At 72.5% G+C, this 24,872-nt stretch carries 19 protein-coding genes; 10 read left to right on the top strand and 9 right to left on the bottom strand.

Annotation, left to right across the window (positions count from 1 at the left end):
* Nucleotides 1-107: 107 nt before the first annotated feature.
* On the bottom strand, nt 108-3,746 hold the full coding sequence (locus Apa02nite_RS02890) for a family 78 glycoside hydrolase catalytic domain (RefSeq protein ID WP_203823689.1): 3,639 nt from the start codon (nt 3,744-3,746) through the stop codon (nt 108-110).
* A gap of 209 nt (nt 3,747-3,955) precedes the next feature.
* Here Apa02nite_RS02890 and Apa02nite_RS02895 point away from each other — a divergent pair, with 209 nt between their 5' ends.
* From Apa02nite_RS02895 to Apa02nite_RS02905, 3 genes are read left to right on the top strand one after another with little or no spacing between them, the layout of a single operon-like run.
* Nucleotides 3,956-5,344, top strand: a complete 1,389-nt coding sequence (locus tag Apa02nite_RS02895; RefSeq protein WP_203823690.1) for a ferredoxin reductase family protein — start codon at nt 3,956-3,958, stop codon at nt 5,342-5,344.
* 23 nt (nt 5,345-5,367) lie between these two features.
* Nucleotides 5,368-6,033, top strand: coding sequence for a response regulator transcription factor (locus Apa02nite_RS02900; protein WP_232343982.1), 666 nt, complete (start codon nt 5,368-5,370; stop codon nt 6,031-6,033).
* The gene (locus Apa02nite_RS02905; protein WP_203823691.1) at nt 6,030-7,250 is read left to right on the top strand and encodes a sensor histidine kinase; all 1,221 of its coding nucleotides are present in this window, start codon (nt 6,030-6,032) and stop codon (nt 7,248-7,250) included. The genes Apa02nite_RS02900 and Apa02nite_RS02905 overlap by 4 nt, the downstream gene beginning before the upstream one ends.
* Before the next feature lie 19 nt (nt 7,251-7,269).
* Here Apa02nite_RS02905 and Apa02nite_RS02910 read toward each other — a convergent pair whose 3' ends face one another.
* Complete coding sequence (locus Apa02nite_RS02910; protein WP_203823692.1) at nt 7,270-7,893, bottom strand: SMI1/KNR4 family protein; 624 nt, start codon at nt 7,891-7,893, stop codon at nt 7,270-7,272.
* Between the two features lie 86 nt (nt 7,894-7,979).
* On the opposite strand from Apa02nite_RS02910, the gene Apa02nite_RS02915 reads away from it, so the two are divergent.
* Nucleotides 7,980-8,879 carry a hypothetical protein gene (locus Apa02nite_RS02915; protein WP_203823693.1) on the top strand — a complete coding sequence of 300 codons (900 nt, stop codon included), beginning with the start codon at nt 7,980-7,982 and terminating at the stop codon, nt 8,877-8,879.
* Between the two features lie 4 nt (nt 8,880-8,883).
* On the opposite strand, the gene Apa02nite_RS02920 is transcribed toward Apa02nite_RS02915, so the two are convergent.
* Both Apa02nite_RS02920 and Apa02nite_RS02925 read right to left on the bottom strand, forming a co-directional pair.
* On the bottom strand, nt 8,884-12,030 hold the full coding sequence (locus Apa02nite_RS02920) for an AfsR/SARP family transcriptional regulator (protein ID WP_203823694.1): 3,147 nt from the start codon (nt 12,028-12,030) through the stop codon (nt 8,884-8,886).
* Nucleotides 12,031-12,096: 66 nt separating this feature from the next.
* Nucleotides 12,097-12,243, bottom strand: a complete 147-nt coding sequence (locus tag Apa02nite_RS02925; RefSeq protein ID WP_203823695.1) for a hypothetical protein — start codon at nt 12,241-12,243, stop codon at nt 12,097-12,099.
* A 285-nt stretch (nt 12,244-12,528) separates the two neighbouring features.
* Here Apa02nite_RS02925 and Apa02nite_RS02930 point away from each other — a divergent pair, with 285 nt between their 5' ends.
* Genes Apa02nite_RS02930 through Apa02nite_RS02940 form a run of 3 tightly spaced genes read left to right on the top strand, consistent with a single transcriptional unit; the run spans nt 12,529 to nt 14,287 of the window.
* The gene (locus Apa02nite_RS02930) at nt 12,529-12,879 is read left to right on the top strand and encodes a helix-turn-helix domain-containing protein (protein ID WP_203823696.1); all 351 of its coding nucleotides are present in this window, start codon (nt 12,529-12,531) and stop codon (nt 12,877-12,879) included.
* Nucleotides 12,876-13,685: an ImmA/IrrE family metallo-endopeptidase gene (locus Apa02nite_RS02935; protein WP_203823697.1), complete on the top strand. Its 810-nt coding sequence runs from the start codon at nt 12,876-12,878 to the stop codon at nt 13,683-13,685. The genes Apa02nite_RS02930 and Apa02nite_RS02935 overlap by 4 nt, the downstream gene beginning before the upstream one ends.
* A complete protein-coding gene (locus tag Apa02nite_RS02940; protein ID WP_203823698.1) occupies nt 13,682-14,287 on the top strand; it encodes a PIN domain-containing protein in 606 nt (201 codons plus the stop codon). The genes Apa02nite_RS02935 and Apa02nite_RS02940 overlap by 4 nt, the downstream gene beginning before the upstream one ends.
* A 66-nt stretch (nt 14,288-14,353) precedes the next feature.
* On the opposite strand, the gene Apa02nite_RS02945 is transcribed toward Apa02nite_RS02940, so the two are convergent.
* The gene (locus Apa02nite_RS02945; RefSeq protein ID WP_203823699.1) at nt 14,354-15,010 is read right to left on the bottom strand and encodes a hypothetical protein; all 657 of its coding nucleotides are present in this window, start codon (nt 15,008-15,010) and stop codon (nt 14,354-14,356) included.
* A 103-nt stretch (nt 15,011-15,113) separates the two neighbouring features.
* Between Apa02nite_RS02945 and Apa02nite_RS02950 the strand changes: the two genes are divergently transcribed.
* Both Apa02nite_RS02950 and Apa02nite_RS02955 read left to right on the top strand, forming a co-directional pair.
* On the top strand, nt 15,114-15,404 hold the full coding sequence (locus Apa02nite_RS02950; RefSeq protein ID WP_067687368.1) for a hypothetical protein: 291 nt from the start codon (nt 15,114-15,116) through the stop codon (nt 15,402-15,404).
* A gap of 5 nt (nt 15,405-15,409) precedes the next feature.
* Entirely contained in the window at nt 15,410-16,009 is a 600-nt protein-coding gene (locus Apa02nite_RS02955; protein WP_203823700.1) for a hypothetical protein, read from the top strand.
* Between the two features lie 298 nt (nt 16,010-16,307).
* On the opposite strand, the gene Apa02nite_RS02960 is transcribed toward Apa02nite_RS02955, so the two are convergent.
* The 3 genes from Apa02nite_RS02960 to Apa02nite_RS02970 all read right to left on the bottom strand — a co-directional run bounded on the left by Apa02nite_RS02960 (nt 16,308) and on the right by Apa02nite_RS02970 (nt 22,832).
* Entirely contained in the window at nt 16,308-20,681 is a 4,374-nt protein-coding gene (locus Apa02nite_RS02960) for an FtsK/SpoIIIE domain-containing protein (RefSeq protein ID WP_203823701.1), read from the bottom strand.
* Nucleotides 20,682-20,742: 61 nt separating this feature from the next.
* Nucleotides 20,743-21,036 (bottom strand): WXG100 family type VII secretion target, encoded by a 294-nt coding sequence (locus Apa02nite_RS02965; RefSeq protein WP_067687374.1) that lies wholly within the window; start codon nt 21,034-21,036, stop codon nt 20,743-20,745.
* A gap of 59 nt (nt 21,037-21,095) precedes the next feature.
* Nucleotides 21,096-22,832 carry a ParB N-terminal domain-containing protein gene (locus Apa02nite_RS02970; protein WP_203823702.1) on the bottom strand — a complete coding sequence of 579 codons (1,737 nt, stop codon included), beginning with the start codon at nt 22,830-22,832 and terminating at the stop codon, nt 21,096-21,098.
* Between the two features lie 173 nt (nt 22,833-23,005).
* On the opposite strand from Apa02nite_RS02970, the gene Apa02nite_RS02975 reads away from it, so the two are divergent.
* Nucleotides 23,006-24,322, top strand: a complete 1,317-nt coding sequence (locus Apa02nite_RS02975) for a hypothetical protein (RefSeq protein ID WP_203823703.1) — start codon at nt 23,006-23,008, stop codon at nt 24,320-24,322.
* Here Apa02nite_RS02975 and Apa02nite_RS02980 read toward each other — a convergent pair.
* Entirely contained in the window at nt 24,306-24,815 is a 510-nt protein-coding gene (locus Apa02nite_RS02980; RefSeq protein ID WP_203823704.1) for a sigma-70 family RNA polymerase sigma factor, read from the bottom strand. The genes Apa02nite_RS02975 and Apa02nite_RS02980 overlap by 17 nt on opposite strands.
* Nucleotides 24,816-24,872 lie beyond the last annotated feature (57 nt).

Genomic DNA, 24,872 nt, shown 5'->3' on the forward strand with positions numbered 1-24,872 from the left:
CGCCAGTGCGGCCGCGGAAGGTACGAGTGAGCCGCCAGCGCGGCCACGGAAGGTACGAGTGAGGCGCCGGTGCGGCCGCGGGAGGACCGCGGCCGCACCGGGAACGGTCAGGAGACCGTGAAGGTGTACTTGCCGGAGCCGACCGTGTACGACGCCACTCCGTTCGCGTAGCCCTGCGGCACCGCCTCGGCCGGGGCGGTCACCGCCGCCGCCGAGCCGGCCGGTACCCGGACCACGGCGGTGGCGTTCGGCGGGACCACCACCTCGAGGGCCAGGGCCGCGCCGGTGCGGCGCCAGGACGAGCTGCTCACGCCGTACGCCGTGGTGAGAGACGCCGCAGCGGTCGTGAGCGGACCGCCGGGCCTGGGCGCGACGAGGACCTGCCGGTAGCCGGGCGACGCCGGCCCGAGACCACCGACCTCCCGGTAGAGCCAGTCGCCGACCGAGCCGAGCCCGTAGTGGTTGAACGAGTTCATCCCCGGGTCCTGGAAGCCGCCGTCGGTGGTGATGCCGTCCCAGCGTTCCCAGATCGTCGTCGCGCCCTTCGCGCTCATCCAGCCCCAGCCGGGATAACCGGGCTGCAGCAGGATCCGGTACGCGGTGTCGACGTGCCCGTGCCCGGCGAGCACCGGCAGCAGGTTCTCCACGCCCATGAAGCCGACCGACAGGTGCCCGTCCCGCGCGGCGACCGCGGCCGCGAGCCGATCCGCCACCGCCTGCACCCGGGCCGGCGGCACCAGGCCGAACCCGAGCGCCAGCACGTACCCGGTCTGGCTGCCGCTGCCCACCGTCCCGTCCGCGGCCACGAACCGCGTGGTGAACGCGGCCCCGATCCGGTCGGCGAGCGTGCCGTAGGCGGTGGCGTCGGCGGCCCGCCCGGTGGCCGCGGCCATCCGCGACAGCAGCCGGGCCGACCAGCCGAAGTACGCCGTACTTGTCACGTCGTTCGGGGTGTTGTCGTTGACGTTCAGCCAGTCGCCGAACGTCTCCTGGTTGCGGATCAGATCGGTGCCGGCGGTCGCCCGGAGGAAGTCGACGTAGCGGCGCATCGCGTCGTAGTGCCGGTCCACGACGGACAGGTCGCCGTAGCGCTGCCAGATGTTGTACGGCACGATCACGCCGGCGTCGGCCCAGCCCGCCTTGCCGGCGCCTCCGATCACCGCGGGCGCCACGTCGGTGAACGCCCCGTCGGCCTGCTGCGCGTCGACCAGGTCGTCGGCGAACTTGGTGAGCAGCCCGTGGGTGTCGAACCCGAACGTCGCCGTGGCGCTGAACGCCGCGATGTCGCCGGTCCAGCCGAGCCGTTCGTCGCGCTGCGGGCAGTCGGTCGGTATCGAGAGCATGTTGGAGCGCGCGCCCCACAGGATGTTGTGGGCGAGCTGGTTCACGAGGGGGTCGCTGGTGCTGAACGTGCCGGTCTCGGCGCCGGCGGTCCACGCGGCCCGGCCGGTCAGCGAGCCGGCGACCGGGGTGCCCGGGAAGCCGGTGATCTCGACGTACCGGTAGCCGTGCACGGTGAAGTGCGGTTCGAACACCTCGGCGGCGCCGGTGCCGGCCAGGGTGAACGTGTCGGTGGCCTGGGCGGCGCGCAGGTTGGTGGTGTAGAGCGTGCCGTCCGGGTTGAGCACCTCGCCGTGGCGCAGGGTGACCTTCGTACCGGCCGGGCCGGTGACCCGCAGGCGGTTCCAGCCGGTGAAGTTCTGGCCCAGGTCGGCGATCCACACGCCCGGCTTCGGCTGGGTGATCGCGACCGGGGTGAGGTCCTTCTGGACCGTGACGCCCGGGTCGACCTGGGCGACAAGTGGCGGCAGCGCCTCGGCTCGCACGGTCACCGGCGTGCCCGTGCCGGGGGTGATCCGGGCGTCCTGGTTCTCGCCCTGGTAGAGGTCGTCGTCGACGATCGTGCTGGCGGTCACGGTCCACGAGCCGTCGGTGAGCACCTCGGCGGTGGTGCCGTCGGTGTACTCGACGGCGAGCCGGGCCGAGTACCAGGGCGTGGCGCCGTAGATCGCGGTGCCGGCGAACCCGACGTTGCCGGAGTACCAGCCGTTGCCGATCAGCGCGCCGAGCGTGTTGCCGCCCTGCTTGAGCGCCGCGGTCACGTCGTGGACCCGGTACTGCACGCGTTTGCGGTAGTCGGTCCATCCGGGCGCGAGCCGGTCGTCGCCGACCTTCGTACCGTTCAGGTAGGTCTCGTGCAGCCCGAGCGCCGTCGCGAACAACCGTGCCCGGGCGATCGGCTTCGCGATCACAAAACCCTTGCTCACGTACGGGGTGGGGCGCGGGACCGCCACCGACGTGCCCCACGGTCCTGCCCCGGACGCCGCGGTGACCTGCGCCCCGGGCCAGGCAGCGTCGTCGAACCCGGGCTGTTCCCAGCCGGCCGGCGCGCTCGTCGCGCTCTTCCAGCCGGCGTCGGTGACGACCACCGTGGACCCGACGGTCAGCTTCGCGATCACGCCGGCCGGTCCCGCGCTGGTGTTGGTGCCCGCGATCGCGAGGGTGTTGCCGCCGGCCCGCAGCGCGGCGGTCACGTCGATCGTGGTGGCCCGCTTCCACGAGTCGGTGACCCGGCGGGACGCGCTGACCTGGGTGCCGTTGACCCAGACGTCGGCGGTGTCGTCGCCGGTGACGACGAGCACCGCCCGGCCGGACGGCGTCAGGTCGACGGTGCGCCGGAAGTACCGGGTGTCGGCGGGCGCGCTGCTGGCCGGGTCGCCCTCGGGGTACCAGATCCAGCTCGCTCCGGTCAGGTTCGCGGTCGACGGGGCGCCGATGAAGGCGGCCTTCCACTCGGTGCCCGGGTCGTAGAGGCCGGTGTCGAAGGTGGCCGGGGCGCTCCACGGGCTCGGCCGGCCCTGCGCGTCCCAGACCCGAACCCGCCAGTGATAGGTCCGGTTGCTCGCCAGCCGCGGGCCGCCGTAGGCCACGTCGACGCTGTCACCGGACGCGACCTGGCCGCTGTCCCACACGTCGGCGCCGGTGGCCTGGGTGCCGACGGTGACCTGGTAGCGGCCCTGGATCTGACCGGCGACGGTGGCGGCCAGCCGCCAGCCGAACAGTGGCGCCACCGCGTCGATGCCGAGCGGGCTGGTCCGCCGCTGGGTGGTCAGCCCGGCCAGGGTGACCGGCGACGCCGCCCCGGAGGGCGGTGCGGCCACCTGCCGGTTCCACGGCGCGATCCCGTAGGCGCCGAGGACACTCGCGGTCACCCAGGTCTCGGGTACGGCGGCCGCGGCCTGCCACGACCCGTCGGTGACCAGGTCGACGGTGCCGGCGGCGGTGCTGACGCGCAGCCGGCCGAGCAGCCCGGCCGGTCCGGTGCTGGTGTTGCGCACCGCGATCCGCAGGGTGTTGAGACCGGGGCGCAGGGCGGCGCCCAGGTCGACGTAGCGCGCCTGCTTCCAGGCGTCGGCGACCCGGGGTGAACCGGTCAGCCAGGTGTCGTTGAGCCAGACGTCCACGGTGTCGTCGCCGGTGACGACGAGCTGGGCGTCGGTGTAGGGCCCGGCCGGGACGGTGAATTCCCGGCGCAGGTAACGGGTGCCGGCCTCGGTGGTGCTGCCGGGGTGCCAGATCCACTGGGCGCCCTCGAGACTCGCGGGTGCCGGGAGCGGGATCTGAGGGAGAACGGCCGCGTCGGCCCCGGTGGCGGGGAACGCGGCGGCGGCGAGAACGGTGGCGGCGCCACCGAGCACGGTACGACGGGACAGTTTTTGGGCAGGGAGTGGCGCGGGAGCGGCCATGCGGGCCTCCTGGGAGCGGGGCGACGACGTCCAGAGGATTTGAACGTTTCAAACACCCGCCCACGAGCCTAGATCTACCTGAAGATCCACTCAAGCATCCATCAGAGTGGATGTGGTTCCGGTCGCCGGCACGTTCCAAGAAACCTGGAAGATTCGCCCGCCAGATTCTGAGGTGATCGAAAGCAGTCTCTGGCGAAGCGAGTTCTCCCATGACGATGCAAACCCTGCCGGACGACGGACGCCGGCGCCGCTCGGATCGCCGGGCCCGGGCGACCGGCCTGCTGAAGGCCGTCTTCTGGCTGACCGTCGCGATGACGGTTGTGCTCTTCGGGCTCTGGGGCGGCCCGGAGCGGCTCACCCCGGGCACGGCACTGACCTCGGCGGGCACCATGGCCGGGCTGATCGGCACCGACCTGGTGCTGGTGATGGTCTTCCTCGCCGCCCGGGTCCCGCTCGTCGACCGGATCGTCGGCCACGACGTCGCGCTGGCCTGGCACCGCACCCTCGGCGAGCCCGCGCTCTACCTGATCCTCGCGCACTTCGCCCTGCTGACCGTCGGACGTGCCACCGAGAACGGCCGCAACGTCGCCGCCGAGACCCTGGCCCTGATCGGCGGCCCCGACGACACCGGGCTGGCCTACCTCGGGCTGGCGACGTTCCTCGTCGTCGTGGTGACCTCGGCCGTGGCGGCGATCCGGCGGTGGTTCAGCCACGAGGCCTGGTTCGCCGTGCACGCGCTCAGCTACCTCGGCATCGTGATGGCCCTGCCGCACCAGAGCATGGACGGCGCGGTCCTCGACCCCCGCTCGAACCGGTACGTGTACTGGCTGACCCTCTACGCGATCGCCTTCGGCGCGATGCTGGTCTTCCGGGTCGTCGTCCCGATCGTGCGCAGCGCGCGGCACGGCCTGCGGGTCACCCACGTCGAGCGCATCGCCCCGGACGTAGTCTCCATCCACCTCGCCGGGCGGCGCCTGGACCGGCTGCGCGCCGCGGGCGGGCAGTACGCCATCTGGCGGTTCTGGACCCGCGCCACGTGGTTCCACGGGCACCCGGTCTCGCTGTCGGCGGTGCCGACCGCGACCACGGCGCGGATCACGGTGCGGGCGCTGGGCAAGGGCAGCGACCGGATCAGCCGGGTGCGCCCGGGCACCCGGGTGGGCTTCGCCGGGGTGTTCGGCGTCTTCACCGCCGCGGCGCGCCGCAGCCCACGGCTGGCGGTCGTCGCGGCGGGTGTCGGCGTCACCCCGGTACGGGCCCTGCTGGAGGACTCCCGGCTCCAGCCCAGCGAGGCGACGATCGTGTTGCGGGGCAGGGGCGAGGACGACCGGTACCTGTGGGACGAGGTGAGCGCGCTGGCCGCGACGACGGGGAGCCGGCTCGTCCTGATGCCCGGGTCGCGGGCGCCGGGCGGTGACTCGTGGATGTCGGCCCAGGCCGTACAGGAAGGGAATGTGATCGAAAAGGTTTTTCCGGACCTGTCGGATTCTGATCTGTACGTCTGCGGGCCGCCGGCCTGGGCCGACGCCGTCGTCCGGGACGCGCGCGCCACCGGTCTGCCGGCCGCGCAGATCCACCTGGAGAGGTTCGACTGGTGAGCGCCGTTGTCTACGATCCTGCTGTGCCCGAGCGCCCGCGCCTGCTTCTCGCCGAGGACGACCCGCGGCTGGCGGCCATGCTGATCAGCCTGTTCGGCGGCGAGGGCTACGACGTGACACACGCGAGCGACGGCCAGCGGGCGCTGCACGAGGGGCTCACCCGCCGGTTCGAGGTCCTGGTGCTCGACCGGGGGCTGCCCGCGATCGAGGGTCTCGACGTGCTGACCCGGTTGCGCGGTCGCGGCGTCCGCACGCCGGTGCTGGTGCTCTCGGCGCTGGGCAACCCGGCCGACCGGGTGGCCGGCCTCGACCGGGGCGCGGAGGACTACCTGGCGAAACCGTTCGACCTCGCGGAACTCCTCGCCCGGATCCGGGCGCTGGTGCGCCGCCACGAGACCGTGTCCCCGGTGCTCGCGGTGCCGGGCGGCGACTTCGACACGGCGGCCCGCACGGTGACCACCGCCGCCGGGCTGATCGCCCTCTCCGACGGGGAGGCGCGTCTGCTGGAACGCCTGGCGCGGCGGCACCAGCAGGTGTTCGGCCGGGGCGACCTGCTGGCCGTGGTCTTCCCCGACGCGACCGACCCGGGGGTGGTCGACACGTACGTGCACTATCTGCGCCGCAAGCTCGGCCGCACCGCGGTGCACACCGTCCGGGGCATCGGCTACCGGCTGGGCCCGCTGCGATGACGCCGAAGCAACCCGAGCTGGCCAGGGCGTCGGCCCGGCTCACCGTGCAGTTCGCGGCCCTGATGGCACTCCTGCTCGTCATCGTGCTCGGGCTGGTCCTCGTCCTTTTCAAGATCAGCATGGATGCGGTGACCGAGAAGGATCTGTGGGAGGCGTCGCAGCTCGACACCGCGCAGATCGCACCGAGCGGCATCTTCGTGACCGTTTTCGACGGCGGCACCGCTGTCGACAGCGGCACAGCTTCCGGCAGCGGCACGGTGACGGTGCCCGACGGGCAACCGGCCGGGCTCGTCGATCGGGACGCGGCGCGACGGGTGTTCGCGGGCGACGACCCGGTCGTGCGGGAACGCACCGTGGCCGGCCGTGACTACACCACCCGCACCACCCGGCGCGGCGACCGGGTCGTCCAGGTCACCGCCGAGGGGCACCGCAACGAGGAGAGCCTGCGACGGCTGGCCTACGTGCTGCTGCTGGCCGGGGGCGCCGCGCTGGGTGTCGCCGTGCTCGCCGCGCACGTGATGGCCCGGCGCGCGATCCGCCCGATGGCCGAGGCCCTGGCCGGTCAGCGCCGGTTCGTGGCGGCCGCCAGTCACGAGCTCCGCACGCCGCTCACGCTGCTCAGCACGCGGGCGCAGCTGCTGACCCACCAGCACCGCGACGACGTGCCCGCCGAGGTCGCGGCGGCGCTCGACGAGATGACGCGCGACTCCCGTACGGTGACCAGGATCCTCGACGACCTCCTGGTCGCCGCCGACCCGCGCACCGCGACCGACGACGATCCGGTTGATCTGATAGCGACCGCGGACGCGGTCGTCGCCGCGATGCGCGAGCGGGCCCAGGCTCGTGGGATCACCCTCGACCGTTCCGGATCAGCGGAGCGGGCCGTGGTCCGGGGCAGCGGGGCAGCGCTCGCCCGGCTCTGCACCGCGCTGGTCGCCAACGCGATCGACTACGCCGGCACGGCGGTGACGGTGCGGATCGCGGTCGAGGGCCGCACCGCGGTCGTGACCGTTCTCGACGACGGCCCCGGGTTCGCACCGGACATCGTGGCGCACGCCTTCGCCCCGTTCGTCACCGGCCGCCCGGACGGCGACCATTCCGGCCTGGGCCTGGCCATCGTCGCGGAGATCACCCGGCGGCACGACGGCAGCGTCCACATCCGGCCGGACAGCCACGGTGCGGTCGCGGTGCGGCTGCCGCTGTCCACCGACCGATGAGCGCGGGGCCCGCCTCGTGCTATCCGTAGTGGTACATACCGGCGTACGGGTCGGGCTCGCCGGTCCACGGGTCTACGCCGGACCGCAGGCGGCGCCGATACTCCGTCCGGGTCAGGAACATCGCGCTCCCCCGGCCGAACAGGTACACGTCGCCCAGCGGGCAGCCGGCGAAGTCCCCGCGCAGATGCCGGACCAGGAACTCGACCATGCCGCAGTCGTAGCGCCGCCAGATGCTCTCGCCCCGGTCATAGACCAGCACCGGCCACCGCTCCGGGTCCGGACCGGACGCGTCCCAGCACAGGTTGTCGCCGCTGGAGTCCAGACCCCACAGGATCAGCCGGGGACTCGTGCCGTCCAGTGCCGGGTCCTTGCGGGACTCGGCCCACAGGACCCGGGCGAACGCCGTGCCGGCCCGCATGTCGTTGTCGTCGCCGGTCGGGGGCTCGGCCCAGGGCTCCGGTTCGCCGATCACCAGGTAGTCCTGGATCGCCCCCGCTCCGTAGAGGGTGATGAAGCGCCGGTACGCCGCCGGGAAGGCGGTCCCCCACGACGCGGTGATCAGGTCCCAGTCGACGGTGGTGTCGCTCGCCGTCTCGGGCGGCATGAGGCGCAGCAGGGCCTCGATCTCCGCGGGTTCAGCCATCCCGTTCTCCCATCAGTTGCCCATCGTCTGCCCAGTGGGGTGCGTCAAGGTCGGTCGACCGAACCACACGAGGGGGAAACGTGCGTTTGAGTTATCCGAGATTCGGGGCGGCCCTGCTGGTCGCCGGCCTGGCACTGTCGGGGTTGGCGACGGTCGGGGCCACACCGGCGGCGGCCGCGACGCTGCCGTTCGGGACCGTCCGGGCGGTGGTCTCGCAGTCCACACCCGACGCCCAGCCGAAGAAGTCGTTCAGCACCTTCTGCAACCCGGGCGAGCGGGTCACCGGCGGCGGTGCCTTCACCGTGGGAGGCATCCACGCGGTGATCACCGAGATGCAGCCGATCCAGAACCTCACTGCCCGGGACAGCTTCCAGGTGACCGCCGAGGCCGATCAGTTCGGCATCGCCGGCAACTGGAGTTTCCAGGTGTTCGCGTTCTGCGCGACGCCGCCGGCCAGTGCCGCCATCGAGATCGTCAAGCAGCCGAACCCGCGGCGGACCGGCGGCACCGACCAGGCGTTCGCACCGTGCCCGGCCGGCAAGCTGCTGATCGGCGCCGGCGGGAAGATCGACAACGCCGGCGGGCAGATGGACCTGGGGATGTTCACGAACTCCAGCGGCACGCTGGCGACCGGGGCCTCGGCGTTCGCCAAGCCCGACGCGGACGGCTACAGCGGCATGTACGCGGTCACCGGATATTCGGTGTGTGCCAAGCCGAACAACCTGCTCGACGACTTCAAGCAGCAGCGGGTGTCGTTCTCGTCGCCGGCCGGGACGACCAGTCAGAAGCAGGTCCCGGCGGCCTGCCCGTCCGGGTCGGCGCTCTCCGGGCTCGCCGGGGCGACCGTGCTGCCCGGCACGCACCTGCAGCAGATCCGGCCGAACTCGGCCGGTCGCCCCGCCAACCTGGCGACCTTCGGCGCCCAGGCGACGATCGTGCCGAGCGAGGCGTGGCAGATGGACACCACGATGTTCTGCGTGCGATGACACGCTAACCACCGGTGGGCTGCGACGAACGGTCGTGGCCCACCGGCGCGTGCACCCGGTGACCGGACGTGGCCCGGCTGGCGGCCGCGGCCCGCTCGTGCCGGTCGGCGAGCCGATACTGCCCGCCGACCCGGTAGACGCCGGCCAGGGTGCTGTGCGCGAGACCCACCACCACCTCGAGGCGGGCGGTCTCGGCGATGCCGAGCGCCTGCCGGGCCAGGTCCTCGGCCGCGAGGCGGTCCGGCGTGGCGACGGCCAGCCCGAGCAGCGCCGCGCACTCCGGCCGCAGGCTCCTGGTCTCCGCGGCCAGCGCCCGGGCCAGCCGGTAGTGCCCGGCCGCCCCCGGGTGGTCGCCGGCCAGCACGGCCGCGTCGCCGAGCGCGTTGCGGGCGATCGCCTCGGTCTCGCGGTCACCGGTCTCGCCGGCCAGCAGCAACCCGGCCGCCGCCTGGTCGCGCGCCGGACCGGACCGGCCCAGCGCGCACTCCAGCGCGGCCAGCCCGCAGTGCGTGACCGCGACACCGTCCCGGTCGCCGACCTGGGTGTAGCGGTCCATCGCCGAGTCGAGGTGCTCGCGGGCCTCGTCGTAGCGGCCCAGCTCGCGGTGGACCTGGGCCAGGCCGGTGTGCGCCAGCGCCTCGCCGTGGCGGCTGCCGAGCTCGGCGTTCAGCTTCAACGCGGCGGTGAACTGCTCACCGGCGTCGGCGAGCCGGCCCATCTCGAGCAGGACGTCGGCGTACAGGGAAAGGTTGTTGGCCTCGCCGGCCCGCCGGTGCAGCCGGCGGTCGATCTGCAGCGCGTGGTCGAGCCGGCGGGCGGCGAGCGTGAGCCGGCCGAGTTTGCGGCACACGATGCCGATGTTGCCGAGCGCCGTCGCCTCGTGCTCCTGCCAGCCGCACTGCCGGGCCAGCCGCAACCCGATCAGATAGTGCCGCAGCGCGTCGCGGTGCTCGCCGACGCTGCGGTGCGCGGTGCCGAGGCTGTGCCGGGCGGCGGCCTGCCCGGCCAGGTCACCGTCCTGGCGGGCCGCGTCGAGGGCGACGGTCGCCACCGCCAGCCAGTCGCCGGTGTAGCGGCGCAGGTGGAAGTAGCAGCGCAGGGCATCGGCCAGCAGCAGGGCGAGCCGGCGCGGGCCGGATGCCGCGGCGTGCTGCACGGCGAGGACCAGGTTGTGGCGTTCGGCTTCCAGCCACGCGAGGGCGGCGGGCTCGTCGAAGGCGGCCGGCCCCACGAAATGCCCGGGCACCTCGCCGGCCAGCCGCAACATGTGCGGGGCGAGCAGATCGCCGGCCGCCCGGGTCCGCTGGACGTAGCTCGCCAGCAACCGGGCCACCGCACCGTCCCGCTCGGCGGCCGGGTCCTCGGCCTCGGCGCGTTCGGCGGCGTAGAGCCGGAGCAGGTCGTGACACCGATACCGGCCGTCGGCGTGCTCGTCCACCAGGTGCACGGCCGCCAGCCGGGCGAGCAACCGACCGGCGTCGGCCCGCGCGATGTCGAGGAGGTCCCCCGCGTCATCCGCGGTGAGGTCCACGCCCGGCACGATCCCGAAGCCCCGGAACACCTCGCGAGCCCGCTCCGGCAGGTCCGCATAAGACAGATCAAAAGCTGTTCGTACGGCGTGCCGGTCGTCGCTGCGCACCGCGAGCCCGCCGAGCCGGTTGCCCGCCTCGAGCTCGGCGACGTAGCCGGCGACCGTACGCCTCGGGCTGGTCGCCAGGTTCGCCGCCGCGATCCGCAGGGCGAGCGGAAGCCGCGCGCAGAGCTCGGCGAGGGCGGTCACGGCGGCCGGCTCGGCCGACGTCCGGTTCGGCCCGAGCACCCGGGTGAGCAGCACCGCCGCCTCGCCGGGTGCGAGGACGTCGAGCCCGAGGGGCACGGCGCCGTACTCGGCGACCAGCCCGCCCAGCGCGTCCCGGCTCGTGACCACGACCATCCCGGCCGGGCCGCCGGGCAGCAGGGGGCGTACCTGCTCGGCGCTGCGGGCGTTGTCCAGCACGACGAGCACCTCCCGCCCGGCCAGCAGTGACCGGTAGACGGCGGCGGCCTCGTCGACACCGGCCGGGATCCGCTCGGCGGGCAGCCCGAGGGCGGTCAGGAACCCGGTCAGGGCTTCGATCGGGCGCAGGGGCGGTGTGGTCGCGTACCCGCGCAGGTCGACGTGGAGCTGGCCGCCCGGGAAGCGCTCGCGCACGGTGTGCGCCCACCGTACGGCCAGGCTGGTCTTGCCGACACCGGCCGACCCGCAGATCACCACGACCGGCAACACGCCCGGCTCCGCGTCGTCGAGCAGCGCGTCGAGGGTGCGCAGGTGCTCGGCCCGCCCGGTGAACCCGGCCGCGGCAGCCGGCAGCTGCGCGGGCACCGGCGGCCGGGACTCTCTTCCGTCCGCGCGGACCTCCCGGGGAATCGGCCTCCCCGCGGCGGTTCCGGCCCCCGGCGTGACCGCTTCGATGCCAGCGCCCGGCGTGCCTGCGAGCACCTCCCGGTGCAGTTCCCGCAGCGCCGCGCCGGGCTCGACACCCAGCTCGTCGACGAGCGCGGACCGGATCCGCCGGTAGGCGTCGAGAGCCTCGGCCCGCCGCCCGGCCCGGTGCAGGGCGGTCATCAGGTGCGCCCACAGCCCCTCCCGCAGCGGATGCTCCCGGACGAGATCACCCAGCTCGGCGATCACCTCGGCGTGCCGCCCGAGCCGCAGGTCGACCGCGATCCGCCGGTCCACGGCGGTCAGCCGACGCTCGGCCAGCCGGGCCGCCTCGGCCGTGCACACGTCGACCACCACACCGTCGTAGGCGGGCCCGCGCCACAGCTGCAACGCCTGCCGCAGCAGCCGCGTGGCGTGCTCCGGTTCCGCCCGCTCCGCCGCGGCCACCAGCTGCTCGAACCGGTCCACGTCGAGCTCACCCCGGACCAGATAACCGGGCGGCCGGCTGATCAGGCACTCCTCACCCCCGGCGTGCAGCACCCGGCGCAGCCCCGCGACGCAGCCCTGCACCAGCGCCCGCGCCGTCGCCGGCGCGTCGTCACCCCAGAGCTGCGCGATGATCCGCTCGGTCGACACAACCTGCCCGGCCTGCGCGAGCAGCACCGCCAGGACAGCACGCTGCTGCGGCCCGCCCAGCGGCAGCGAACGATCGTCATAGATGGCTTCCACCGGACCGAGCACATGGAAACGCACACCGTAGGAGATCACCGCCCGCCCCCACCGGGAACACCCCCGTCAGAAAATCGACATGCCCGCGCCTTCCAGTTGCAGCAACCCCAAAGCCTTTTTGTGTACGCCCGGAGCCGCCGCGAGGATCCCACCCCGGCCGGGCTCCCACGCCTCGCCGCCCAGGTCCGTCACCACCCCATCCGCCTCGGTCACGAGCAGGCCGCCACCGGGACATGGTGAACGGCCGGGCTCACCGGCTTGCCGGGCGGCGGGGCTGCCGGGCGCTCTCGCGGGCATACCAGCACCTCCGGAGTCCAGCTGGCCCTCACGGCCGTATCGAGCGAGCCATAACGGCCGTGACAGCCAGCCGCCGCGGCCGTTATCCGCGGCCGCGAGCCACCACACGACCTCGGGGGCCGGTTCGAGCTGACGCTCGGCCCAGGGTGGCAGGACTCCGCGCCGCCTGGCATCATGAATAGCGGAGGGAGGTTCATTCACATGATCCTTGACATGCCGAAACTCGGCCTGCGGGTGCGCCAGGCACGGGAGGCCGCCGGCATTTCGCAAGACGAGGCACGCAAGGCGATCAACGTCTCTCAGCCGACCTACTCCCGGATCGAGAGTGGCGACCGCGTGCTGAAGGGTGACGAGCTGATCCAGCTCGCCGACTGCTTCGGGGTCCGCGCCGCGGCGATCACCGGGCTGCCTGAGGTCCGGGACCGCGCCCGGTTCGCCGCTCGGACCGACGGCGACAACTCACCGATGGACGTGATGCGCGAGCGCCTCTACGCCTACCTGGAGCTGGACGCCTATCTGACCAGCCAGGGCATCACGGGGAGCATGAGGTGAGCCCCAACGAGCAGCACGCCCGACAGCTCGCGGAAGCCTTCCGCGCCGAGCACGGCCTCGACGACACCCCGATCAAGGACATGCACGAGCTCGTGCATGTCACCAAGGGCATCGACGTGATCAGCATGCCCGTGCCGGATGCCGAGCACGGCCTGTCGATGCACGATCCGGCCACCGGGCGAGTCGTCATCGCCGTCGCGACGACAGCACATCCGATGCGGCAGCGGTCCTCGATCGCACACGAGCTCGGCCACGTCGTCGCGGGCGACCTGGAGCGCGACACCTACCTGGCCCCCGGCGAACGATCGCCGGAGGAGATCCGCGCGGACGCCTTCGCCCGTCACCTGCTGCTCCCCCTCGGCGGCGTGCGGCAGCGTTTTCCCACCGAGGCCACGGAAGGCGTCACCCTCTCGGTCCTCTCCGACCTGGTCCAGGAGTTCGAGGTGTCGCCGCCCATCGCGGCGATCCAGCTGCGCACGCTCGGGCTCATCGACGCGGCCACCTGCACAACGTGGAGCGCCAAGTCAGCGGCAAATCTCGCGACGACGTTCGGCTGGGGCAGCCAGTACCGCAGCCTGACCACGGACTCGACGGCTCCCCGCGCCCCGCAGTCGCTGATGGCCCGCGCGGTCGAGGGTTATCAGCGCGGCGTCCTCGGCATCACCGAGCTGGCCGCGTGGTATGGCCAGGACGCCACCGAACTCCAGAAGGAGCTCGGCCCGCCGCAGTCGCCCGACGAAGACGACGAGTGGGACGACGACGCCCCGCTGTTCACCGAGGACGGGTGGCAGGAGCAGACCTCGTGAGCATCCTGCTCGACGCGGGTCCTGCACTGAATTTCCTCGCCGTCGGTCAGCAGAACATCCTGATCCAGATCGCGCAGTCGCAGAAGCTCCGGCTCGCGGCACCGGCCCGGGTCGACAGCGAGGTCATCGGGATGAGCCGGAGCGACCGTTTCCGGAACACCGGCGTGCGGACCACGTGGAACACCCTGAAGAGTTCGGGCCGCGTCGAGATCCTGCCCGATGAGCTCACCACCCAGCAGTTCGCCGACGCGGTGGCCCGGCTCAGCGGCATGCCCGCCCGCGATCGGGTCCGTGACCGCAAGAGCCTCGGCGAGATCATGGTGCTGGCGCACGCGTCGGTGTTCGTCCAGCAGGGCTACGACGTGTTCGTCATGATCGACGATCGCGACGGGCGTCGGCGCGCGAGCCAGGAAGCTCAGTGGCTGCGCGACAACGGCCACCAGCAGCGGCTGGATCTCTGGTCCACTCGGCGCGTGCTGCAGGCGGCGGGCCGGCAGGACGGCTGGATCACCGGCGGCCTGACCTGGGAGCAGGTCTACGACCAGATGATCGCCTACGACGACGGACTGGTCCCCCGCTCGCAGTGGCGGAGAAACGCCTGACAGCGGTGTCCGCCCGCCCAGAAACGTGATGGCCGGGCAGCAGCCCGGCCATCACGCGGAGAACGACTACTTGACCTTTTTGCCGTCCGGGCCGACCGCGAACCAGGTGCCGCCCACGCCCTGGCCCTTCAGGTCGCCCGGCAGTTTGTCCTTGGCGAAGCGGTAGATCGGCCAGCCGCCCACGGTGATCTGCACGTTGCCGTCCGCCCGGCGGATCGCGCCGACCTTGTCCGGGTCGACGCCGGCCAGGTACACCGCACCGCCCTCCTCGATCGTCACCGGCGGCCACGTCACGGCGCAGTCGTCGTTGCAGTTGGAGGTGGACGGCTTGGCCGAGTCCTTGTCGAAGCGGTAGAGCGCCGCCTGGTTGATGTTGATCAGGTGCGGCTTGTTCAGCGGGGGTGAGGTCACCGCGGCGAGCTGCACCCAGACCGGGGGCTTCTCCTGGATGGCCACCCCGATGACGGTGCCGCCGTCGCCGTTCTTGCCGTTCTGCGCCGCGGTCGAGTCGACGACCTGCAGCGCGCCGTTGCCACCGGCCGGGGGCTCAGTGGCAGCGGCCGACGCGGGGGCCGCCGCTGAACTGGCAGCCGCGGGCGGCGCGGCCGGCGGCGCCTTCGTGTCGTCGGAGTCGGTGATGCTGATCGTCTTGCCGCAGCCGGACAACAGGATCGCGGCGCAGAGCAGGGCCGCGGCGCCGCGGTGGATGGGGGTCGAAGCCATACCGCACACACGAGACCGGCACCCCGGATGGTTCACCCGCGTTTTGAACCATCGCGGCGGGCCGTCTCGTGTGTGAGCCAGGCAATCGAGCGGAGGGGACCGGATGGCCGACGACGTCAACATTCCTGGCACCGAGTTGAAGGAGGCGCAGGACATGCTCACCTTCGTCCACGACTTCATCGACATCGGGAACCACACGTTCGACTTCGACGCGGCCTTCGGCAGAGGCCAGCTGCGCGGCGCGGCCCAGCACTTCGAGGACCGGTGGAACGACGGCCGGTTCCAGCTGAAGCGCCAGATCGTCGGCGTACGCGACGCGATCGGCAGCATCCTCGACGCGTTCGAGAAGACCGACCAGGACGCCGCGAAGAACCTCGACGAAGGACAAGGGTGACTGCGATGACCACGCCGACGACCGCGCGGCGGTTCCTGCTGGACGTCCCGGACCTGTGGGATCAGGTCGACCTCAGCGGTGAGCAGCTGGCGACGGTACGCGCGCAGGCGCTCGCCACCACCAACGATCCGCGCGAGCGGATGCAGATCAACGACATGTTCCGGCAGGCCCGGGAGATCAGCCGGGCCGCTCGGCGCCAGGGCGCGCTGCTCGCCGCGGGCACGGCCACGGTGTACGACGAGGGTCTGTTCATGGCCTACGGCATGGTCTTCGCGGTCACCACCCCACCGGGCCAGGAGCTGACGCTGCCGGTGCTCTCCGCGCAGGCCGGGGTGTCGACGGCGACCGGCACCGCGCCCCGCGACCGGATCATCTCGTCGGTGCGGCTGCCGCACGTCGGCCCGGTCGCCCGGGTCACCGGCACCGAGACCACCCGGCTGACCGGCGACATCGACGTGAAGCTGCTGACCATGCACACGATGATCCCGGTGCCCGGCCGCGCCGAGGACTTCCTGGTGGTCACCCTGGCCAGCCCGAGCCTGCCGCTGAAGAACGAGGTCTACGACCTCTTCGACGCGATCACCAGCACGTTCCGCTTCGTCTGACCCGCGAAGCGGCCGCGAACCGCGAAGGGCTGGCGCTCAGGGGTGCCTCGAGGCACGTGAGACACCCCTGACAACCAGCCGAAAACCAGGAGCTGGCGCTCAGAGGTGCCTCAAGGCATCTGAGACACCCCTGACGACCAGCCACGAACCGCGAGCGCGCGGCGAACCGCGAGGGGCTGGCGCTCAGGGGTGCCTCGAGGCACCTGAGGCACCCCTGAGGACCAGCCGAAAACTGAGAGCTGGTGCTCAGGGGTGTCTCGAGGTCGCTGAGACACCCCTGGGCACCAGCCGGGGACTGTCAGCTGGACGACGGGACCTGGACCGTCACCAGGCTGCCGTCGCCCAGGTGCAGCAGGCCGCGGCCCGGTTGCGGCGCCCGCCCCACGTTCCCCCGGGACAGCTTCACGCCGATGATCTCGCCGTCGCTCAACCCCTGCGGTGAGAGCAGCATCCCGGTCCGGTTCCGCTTGACCTGGCCCATCCAGCCGGCCAGCGACAACGCCAGCGACTCCGCGTTACCGGCCGCGATCAGCCCCCACCCGCTGCCCTGCGCGCCACGGGCGAACGCCGCCAGATCCGAGTCGATCTCCGAGCCCATCAGCAGCTCCGCGTCGTCGACCAGGATCACCGCGGTCGGCTCCGGGATGTTGCCCAGCACGGCGCGGAACTCACCGACGGACACCTCCGGATCGGTGATCACCGCGGCGACACCGGGACGACCCTCCAGGGACCGCAGCGGTGACCGCCGGGGCGCCAGCACGACCAGGCCGGCACCCGCGGTGAGCAGGGATTCCGCGATGGTCAGCAGTGCGGTGCTCCGGCCGGTGCGCGGCGGCCCGCCGATCACGAAGCTGGGCACCTCGGTCAGGTCCGGTCCCAGCGCGGTCAGCGTGTCACCACCGACCGCCACGAGCGGGCGCATCGGCCCACCGCTCAGGTGCAGACCAACCGCTTCATCGTACGCAATGGTGTCTGGCAGAACGTCGAGTCGTCGCGCCCGTCGTGCGGCCGGGACCGCCGCCTCCCGCTTGCCCAGTTCCTCGGCGAGGGTCAGCAGCACCTGGGCCTGCGCGGCGCCGGACAGGTCGGCGTCGAGCACCGCGATCTGGGCCTCGCTGAGGTCCGCGGTGCGCATGGCCCGGCCCGGTTCCGGGTCGACCGGCGCCGATTTGGTCGGCACGCCGACGGTCGAGTAGTCCTGCCGGTCGTTGAGCCGCAGCACCAGCTTGTCCTCGGTGGTCCCGGAGTAGCGGCCGCTGCCCAGCACCTTGTCCCCGGCGAGCACCAGGTGGATGCCGACGCCCGCGCCGTCGCGCAGCAGCCGGACCATCCGTTCCAGGTAGCTGCCGTTGTCGTAGTTGACGAACTCGCGGTCGAACACCTCGAACCGGTCGATCATCAGCACGATGTGCGGCAGCCGCTCCCCCGGCGCCTGGGCGCGCCGCAGCTCGGTGAGGTCGGCGGCTCCGGACGCGCCGAGCACCGCCTGCCGCGCGGTGAGTTCGGCGTTGAGCCGGTCCAGCATCCGGCCGAGGCGCTCGATCTGGTTGCGGTCCACGATCGCGCCGGTGTGCGGCAGCCCGGCGAGCACGTTCAGCGCTCCGTTGCCGCAGTCCAGGCCGTAGAGGTGCAGGTCGTCGGCGCCGTGCGCGGCGGCCAGGGCGGCGGCCAGGGTGCGCAGCGTCTGTGAGCGCCCGCTGCGCGGCGAGCCGATGATGTGCAGGTGGCCGGTGCGGTCGATGTCGAACGTCAGCGGCACCCGGCTCTGCCGGGCCGGCAGGTCGACGACACCGAACTCGACCGAGGGCAGCGCGGCCGCCCGGGTCCCGGCCGGTTCCGGTGCTGCCGGGCGGGTCCAGGCGAGCTGCCCGGGCAGCGCCGGCAGCCACGGGCTGGGCTGTTGCGGGATGCCGGCCTCGCGGGCCGCTTCGGCGATCGTGGCGACCAGGACGGCCAGGTCGGTGACCGCCTGCTGCGCGCCGGACTGCCCGCCACCCCGCGAGACGACCGGGAGCGGGCCGCCGAGGTCCTTCCAGGTGACGACGGACGCCCGTACCGGAATGGGGGTGTTCTCCTCCTGGACCTGGCCGCCGGGGCGGCGTCCGCCGACCCGGGCCGACTGGAACGGCAGCAGCACCGACGGGCCGAGCCGGGCGAACGCGCGGCCCGGGTTGGCCGAGGAGATCTCCCCGGAGTCGGGCGCGTCGATGATGTCGCGGCTCTCCGAGGTGTCCGTGGTGCGCAGCGCGATCCGCAGGTTGGTGTTGGCCCGGATGTCCGGGGTCACCGACCCGCCGGGCCGCTGGGTGGCGAGGACCATGTGGATGCCGAGCGACCGGCCTCGCTGGGCGATGTTGACCAGGCCGGAGATGAAGTCGGGCAGTTCCCGGACCATCGAGGCGAACTCGTCGACGACCAGCAGCAGGCGTGGCAGGGCCGGCAGCACGTTGCCGCCGCGGGAGCGTTTGTCCAGGTAGTCGACGATGTCCTTGGCCGACGCCGAGGCCAGCAGGGTCTCCCGGCGGCGCAGTTCGGCGCCGAGCGACACCAGCGCCCGTTCGACCAGGTGGGTGTCGAGGTCGGTGACCAGGCCGACGGTGTGCGGCAGGTCGGCGCACTCGGCGAACGCGCTGCCGCCCTTGTAGTCGACGAGCACGAACGTCATCTCGTCCGGCCGGTTCACCACCGCGAGGGTGGCGACCAGGGTCTGCAGCAGCTCCGACTTGCCGGAACCGGTGGTGCCGGCGATCAGCGCGTGCGGCCCGTCGCGGACCAGGTCGATCGAGAACGGGCCGTCGTAGCCGGCGCCCAGCGTCGCGGTGGTGCTGCGCCCGCCCAGCGCCCAGCCGGCGGTCAGCGCACCCGGGGTCGGCGGTTCGATGCCGAGCAGGTCCAGCAGCCGGACGCTGCCCGGCAGCGCGCTCTCGTCGCTGTCGCCCACGCCGCGCAGCGGGGCGAGCGCCCGGCCGAACGGCTCGAACCAGGCCTCGTCGGGCGCGTCGGTGCGGACCCCGGTGAGCGGCGCGCCGCCGCCGGTGCGGACCTTCGAGGTGTTGCGCGCGCCGAACTCGGTGACCGCGATCGCGCCGCACTCCTCGGGGAGCACCCGCTCCTCGGTGTCGATGCAGATCACGTAGACACCGACGGCCGGTCCGTCGCGCAGCAGGCCGACCACGCCGGGCAGCGACCGGGCGCGGCGGGCCTGTTCCAGCACGACCAGGATGTCGGGCTGTCCGTTGACCCCGCCGCGGATCAGTTCCTTGCCGGCCGCGGTGCGCGCGGTGACGATCTGGCCGAGCTCGCCGACCCGCCGGGCCAGCGAGTCGGCGGTGCTGCCGACCAGCGAGTACGCGTCCTCGGCGGTGGCCTGCGCGTGCGGCAGCCACCGGGTCCAGGCCCAGTTCTGCTCGCCGTCCGGGCCGGCCAGCACCACGGTGCGCAGGTCGGTGGGGCTGTGCAGGGCGGCCGCCTGGGCGACCAGCCAGCGGGCCAGGTCGGTGGCTTCCGGGCCGGCGATGCCGACCACGCCGGCCTGGCGTACCGAGATCGCGACCGGGGCCTCGAACAGTGACGGGACCGAGGTGCGCCGGTTCTCGTCCTTGGTCGGGTCCTCCACGCTCAGCGAGGACGGCAGGTCGGTGGTGCCGACGCGTACCGACAGGAAGTCCGGGTCCTGCCAGCGGCGTTCCCAGAGCCGTTCGGACGGCTGGCTCGCCATCTGCAGCAGCGAGGCCGGGTCGGGCAGGGCCAGGCGCAGGTCGAGCTGTTCGGCGCGCAGCGCCTCGTCGACGTCGGCCCGTACGGTGGCGAGTTTGACCTGGTAGTTCTGCTCGTCGTCGAGGTACTTCTGCAGGGTCTGCTTGCGGCCGCCGAACTGCGCGATGATCGCCGCGAGCGGGGAGAGCAGCGCGATGAAGACGAACGACCACTTACCGGTGGCCACGATCGACACGATCGCGCCGGCCACCGGCACGAGCAGGATCGGCAGCAGCGGGATCGGCCGCTTGTCCGGCTTGATCGGCGGGGTGGGCAGCCGGAACTTCCCGCCGGCCGCGGACGGCAGGAACCGCGGCGGCCGGTTGAACTCCAGCCCGAAGCCGTCGGCGGCGAGCGTCAGCGGGGCCCGGTGCGACTGCCGGGAGGTCAACTCGAGCAGGATCGCGCCGACCGTGACCAGGTTGCCCTCGCGCCACGGCGTGCCGGCCGGCACCTCGCGGCCGTCGAGCAGCGCGTGGTCGGCGGTGACCAGGTCGGCGGTGCCGTCCAGGCGGACCCGGACCCGGGCGGCGTGCGCCGGGGTGGTCCCGTCCTCGGAGGCCAGGCGGATCCGGCAGTCGTCGGCGCTGCCGAGGTCGTAGTCACCCGGTGTGAGCCGGTAGATGGTGCCGGCGCCCGGCCCGGAGACGACCCGGATCTCGGTGCGCCCCTCGGCCTCGGGCTCCGCGGGTAGCGGGGCACCGAGTCCGAGGTCCACGCCGTCCCGCACCCCGGCCGCGTGCAGCGTCGCCGACGGATCCACCGGCGTCGCACCGAGATAGAGCACCGGCTCGGGGCCGGCGCCGCCGACCGCGCGGGCCAGCTCGGCCGCGAGGTCGCCGGCCGTCGCGGACGACTCGGTGTCCACGACGACGGTGGTCGAGCCCCCCTCGACCAGTGGATCTCGGACACTCACGTTCAATCGCACAGCTTGTCGGCTTTCGTGTCGGAGCGGGATGGGGACGGCGTGGCGTGGATCAGCTCAGGTTCGAGCCGAGCTGGTCGTCGGTCTGCGAGAACGCGTCGCCGACGGCCTTGACGTACTGGCCGATGCCCTGCAGGCCCTGGTTCACCTGGTCGAAGCCCTTGGCGAACTCGTCGAAGAAGGGCGAGAACTTCTGCTGCGCGGCCGGCGTGGAGTAGCCGTTCGCCAGCAGGGCGGAGATCTTGCCCTTGACCTCGGTCAGCTTGTCCTGCAGCTGGCTGAAGTCGTTGAGCAGCGCCTGCGAGGTCGAGGCGGTCTCGTCCGAGTTGACCCGGTAGTCGGGCATGATGCTCTCCTTGCGGTTGGACAGCCGTCCACGGTGGACGGCCAGGGAAAAGTAAGAAGTCAGCTGACCGTGACGGGGATGAACGGCAGCTCGAGCTTGGCCGCCGCGGCGAGGCGGTGATTGCCCTGGTCGAGCGAGAGGCTGCCCTGTTTGAGCTGGACCGGCGGCAGCGCGGCGCCCGTTTTGAAGCCGTCGACGAGACTGTCGACGCGGCTCTTCACGAACTCGTCGCGGAAGAAGGTCTTGTCCGTCAGGGGCGGGAACGACGAGGTCGGCACGAGCACGACCTCGCCCTTCTGCAGGCCGTGCAGGTCACCGAGGCCGGTGACCTTGCGGATCTCTTTGCCCTCCAGCCCCTCGACCAGGAAGTGGTCCTTCGGCAGCTCACCCGAGAACTTGGTGAAGTCGGCCTTCGGCCCGCTGAAGTCGATCTCGTCGCCGGTCACCTTGCGGAACGTGTCGTCGTCGAGGAAGACCTTCTCGCCGGTGCGCTTCACCGTGAAGACGGCCGGGTCGAACGCGTCCGTCTTGTGCAGGACGAACGTCTCGCCGGGGAACTTCTTGTTGGTGAACTCCAGCGAGTCGCCGACGCGGCTGAAGTTGAACCGGTCGATGCCGACGTTCGTCGGGTCGGGTGGATCGATCCGCACCGGTGACAACGGCGGGGTGTCGAGACCGCGCGATCGCGGTCCCCCCGCGGGCGGCGCGGTCTTGACCGGGATGCCGCCGCTCTCCGCGGTGATCTTCTTGCGGCCCGCGGCGGCGCCGACCACGGCACCACCCGCGCCGACCGCGACGATCTTCCCGGCGTCCAGCTCGTCGCCGTTGAGCACCTGGGTCGCCGTCTCGTCGGTCGCCTTGTCGGCGGCGCCCTTGCCGGCCTCCTTGACGATCCGCCCGGTGTTGCTGTTGACCAGCGGCCCGATCGTCTTGCTGGAGTTGATCGACGTCTTGATCGTCCCGATGCTCGCCTTCACGGTCTTGGCGAAGTTCGGCACCACCTTGGCGGCCAGGCCCGCGCCGGCCTTGACCCCGGCGCCGACCACCTTGAGCACCGACCCGCCCGGTACCAGGCTGATCAGCCCGACCAGGAAGTCGCCGAGTTTGAACTTGCCGCTGGATATCGCGGCTATCTGGGTGATCGCGAACAGGGTCGCCCCGAGCAGGAACCCGACCACCGGGAAGAACACCGCGACCGCGGCGATCAGGATGCCCAGCAGGATCTGGACGAACGGGAAGTCCTCGAAGAAGTCCGCGATCTTCTGGAAGATGTTGCGTTCCGGGATCGCCTCGCTGGCCGCCCGGTCCAGGGCGTCGGCGCAGGTCCGCTCGGCCGACTCGCGCATGCTCCTGGCCTGCTCGGCCAGACCGCGCGCGGCCGACATCTGACCCTTGGCGGCGTCGATGTCGTTCTGCGCCCGGGTCGCGGCGGCCCGGTCGTCCGGGGTCGCCTCCGGCGCCAGCGGCGGCACGGTCTGCCCGGCCTGCGGCGACGCGCTGCGGGCCTGCTCGACCGCCCGGTCGAACGTCTGCTGGGCCTGAAGCAGCCGGGGCATGTAGGCCCGGTACGCGTCGGCCGCGTCCTGATAGGACCGCTGCGTCTTGGCGAGTTTGTCCGGCAGGTCGTCGCCGACCTTCTCGCGCAGCTTGTCCATCGCCGACCCTCGCCCGGCCGCGATCGAGCCGTCCTTCTTCAGGACGTTCAGGGCCCGTTCCGCCGCGTCGGCGATGTCGGCATACCGCTGGACCACGCCCTGGATCTGGTCCGGATCACCGGGTGCCGGGTCCGAACTCATGCCCACCAGGTCGAAATCCGCGGGGGTAGCGTGCTGCCGCGCCATCCTCCACCTCTCGCCGTGCTCGTCGTCGGGGGACACACGGGACGTCTGCTCCGGATGGTTCGAACTTTTTTCGTCGAACCCTTCGGCCGTCCGGCCCCGTGTAGTTGTCGCTTACCGAGAGGGGTGTCATGTCTTCGCTTCTGCGGACCGTCCTGGTCCTGGTGATGGCGGGCTGGGTGGCGGTCGTCGGCGCGGGTCCGGCCGCCGCCGACGAGGGTGATCTGGTCAAGGTTTTCGTGGTGACGGACGCGAGCCAGACGCTGCCGGCGATCGCGGCCGGCACTCTCGGCGACCAGCGCCGGGCCGGCGAGATCTTCGAGCTGAACCGCGGCCGTCCGCAGCCCGACGGCGCGGCGCTGGCCACCGCGGACGAGCCGCTGCACCCGGGCTGGATCCTGCGCCTGCCGCAGGACGCCTCCGGACCGGACGTGAAGCAGGCCCGCGAGACCGCCGGCCAACCCCAAAATCAAGATCCAAATCAAGATCAGGCTTCCGGTACGACGGTGAGCTTCTCCCTGGCAGCCGCCCTCGCGATCGTGGCCGCACTGCTGCTCGCCCTGATCACGGCCGCGATCCTGAGCCGGCGTCAGGTGGCCGCCGGTGCCCGCCGGATCGTGCACGCGGTCCGCGAACCCGGTCGCCGCCGTCGCCGGTTGGCCGCCCGCCGGGTGCTGGCCGAACGGTTCGCCGCCGACGGCGAGTCGGTGCGCCGCGCCTACGACACGGCCGGCGAGGCGGCGGCCGCCGCGCCCGGCCAGGAGGGGCTGGTGCACGCGATCCAGCTCGACCGGAGCGGCGCCTCGGTGTGGCTGACCGCGGCCGACGAGCTGACCACCCCGTGGCAGCAGGCGGACAGCACGCGCTGGCACCGGACGGCCGACAACTCCTGGCGCGGCGCCGGACTGCCCGAGCTGTCGACCGCGTGCCTGGTCCGGGCGGGTGCGGACGCCGCCGGTGAGGCAGTCTTCGTCGACCTGAGCCGGCTCGACGGCGTGCTCAGCGTGACCGGTGACCAGCGGGTCGCGCGCGACGTGGTGCAGAACGTGCTCGGCGAGGTCGCCCGGTTGCGTCCCGGCACCCCGGTGATGGTGTTCCCGTCCACGGACGGGGCCGCACCCCTGGTGGTGCCGGCCGGTCTTGAGGTCGTACCCCTGAAGGAAACGCCGATGGCGCGGACCGTGACCGGATCGCATGGTCCGTTGCGAGGCGTAGCCGAGCGCGGGCCGGTGGGCGGGCTGATCGTGGTCGCCGGGACCCCGGACGCGCGGCAGATCGGCGCCCTGACCGCGTTGTGCGGCAGCCGGGGCGCCGGATGGACCGGCCTGGTCTGCGGTGATGCCGGGACGAGCGCGCACTGGCGGTGGCACGCCGGGCCGGACGGGACCGTGGAGATCCCGGTGCTCGGGGTCGAGCTGACCGTTCCGGCCCTCAGCGTTCCGGCCTGATCCGGGACTTGCGCAGGACGTTGAGCGCGTAATGCTGGCGGGATTTGATCGTGCCGACCGGTACGCCCAGGATGCGCGAGGTCTCCAGCGCCGTGCGCCCGGCCATCGTGGTGTGCAGCAGGACCGTCTGGTGCTCGGTGGAGAGCCGGGACAGCAGCGCGGTCGCCTCGGCGGTGGCGACCACGGCGTCGGCGTGGTCCGGTTCGGCGCGGTCCCGGTCCGGGCCGGCCAGGCTCTCGTGCCGGTTCGCGGCGCTGCGCAGCCAGTCGATCGCCAGGTTGCGGGCCACGGTGAGCAGCCAGCCGCGCACCGAGCCCTCGTTGGTGAGCAGGCGCTCGTGGTGCCGCCAGGCCCGGATCAGCGTCTCCTGCACGATGTCCTCGGCCAGGTGGTGGTCGCTGACCAGGGTCCGGACGTAGCTGAGCACGGGCGCCGCGTGCTCGGCGACGAGGTCGTCCAGCTGCTGCGGCCGCGGGTCGGTGATGGTGGCCATGGTGGCGGGGTCCCTGTCTCGAGGCGTCGGTCGGGCGCGACCGTAGGCAGCAGGGAC

It is taken from the genome of Actinoplanes palleronii (assembly GCF_016862315.1).
Lineage (GTDB): Bacteria > Actinomycetota > Actinomycetes > Mycobacteriales > Micromonosporaceae > Actinoplanes > Actinoplanes palleronii.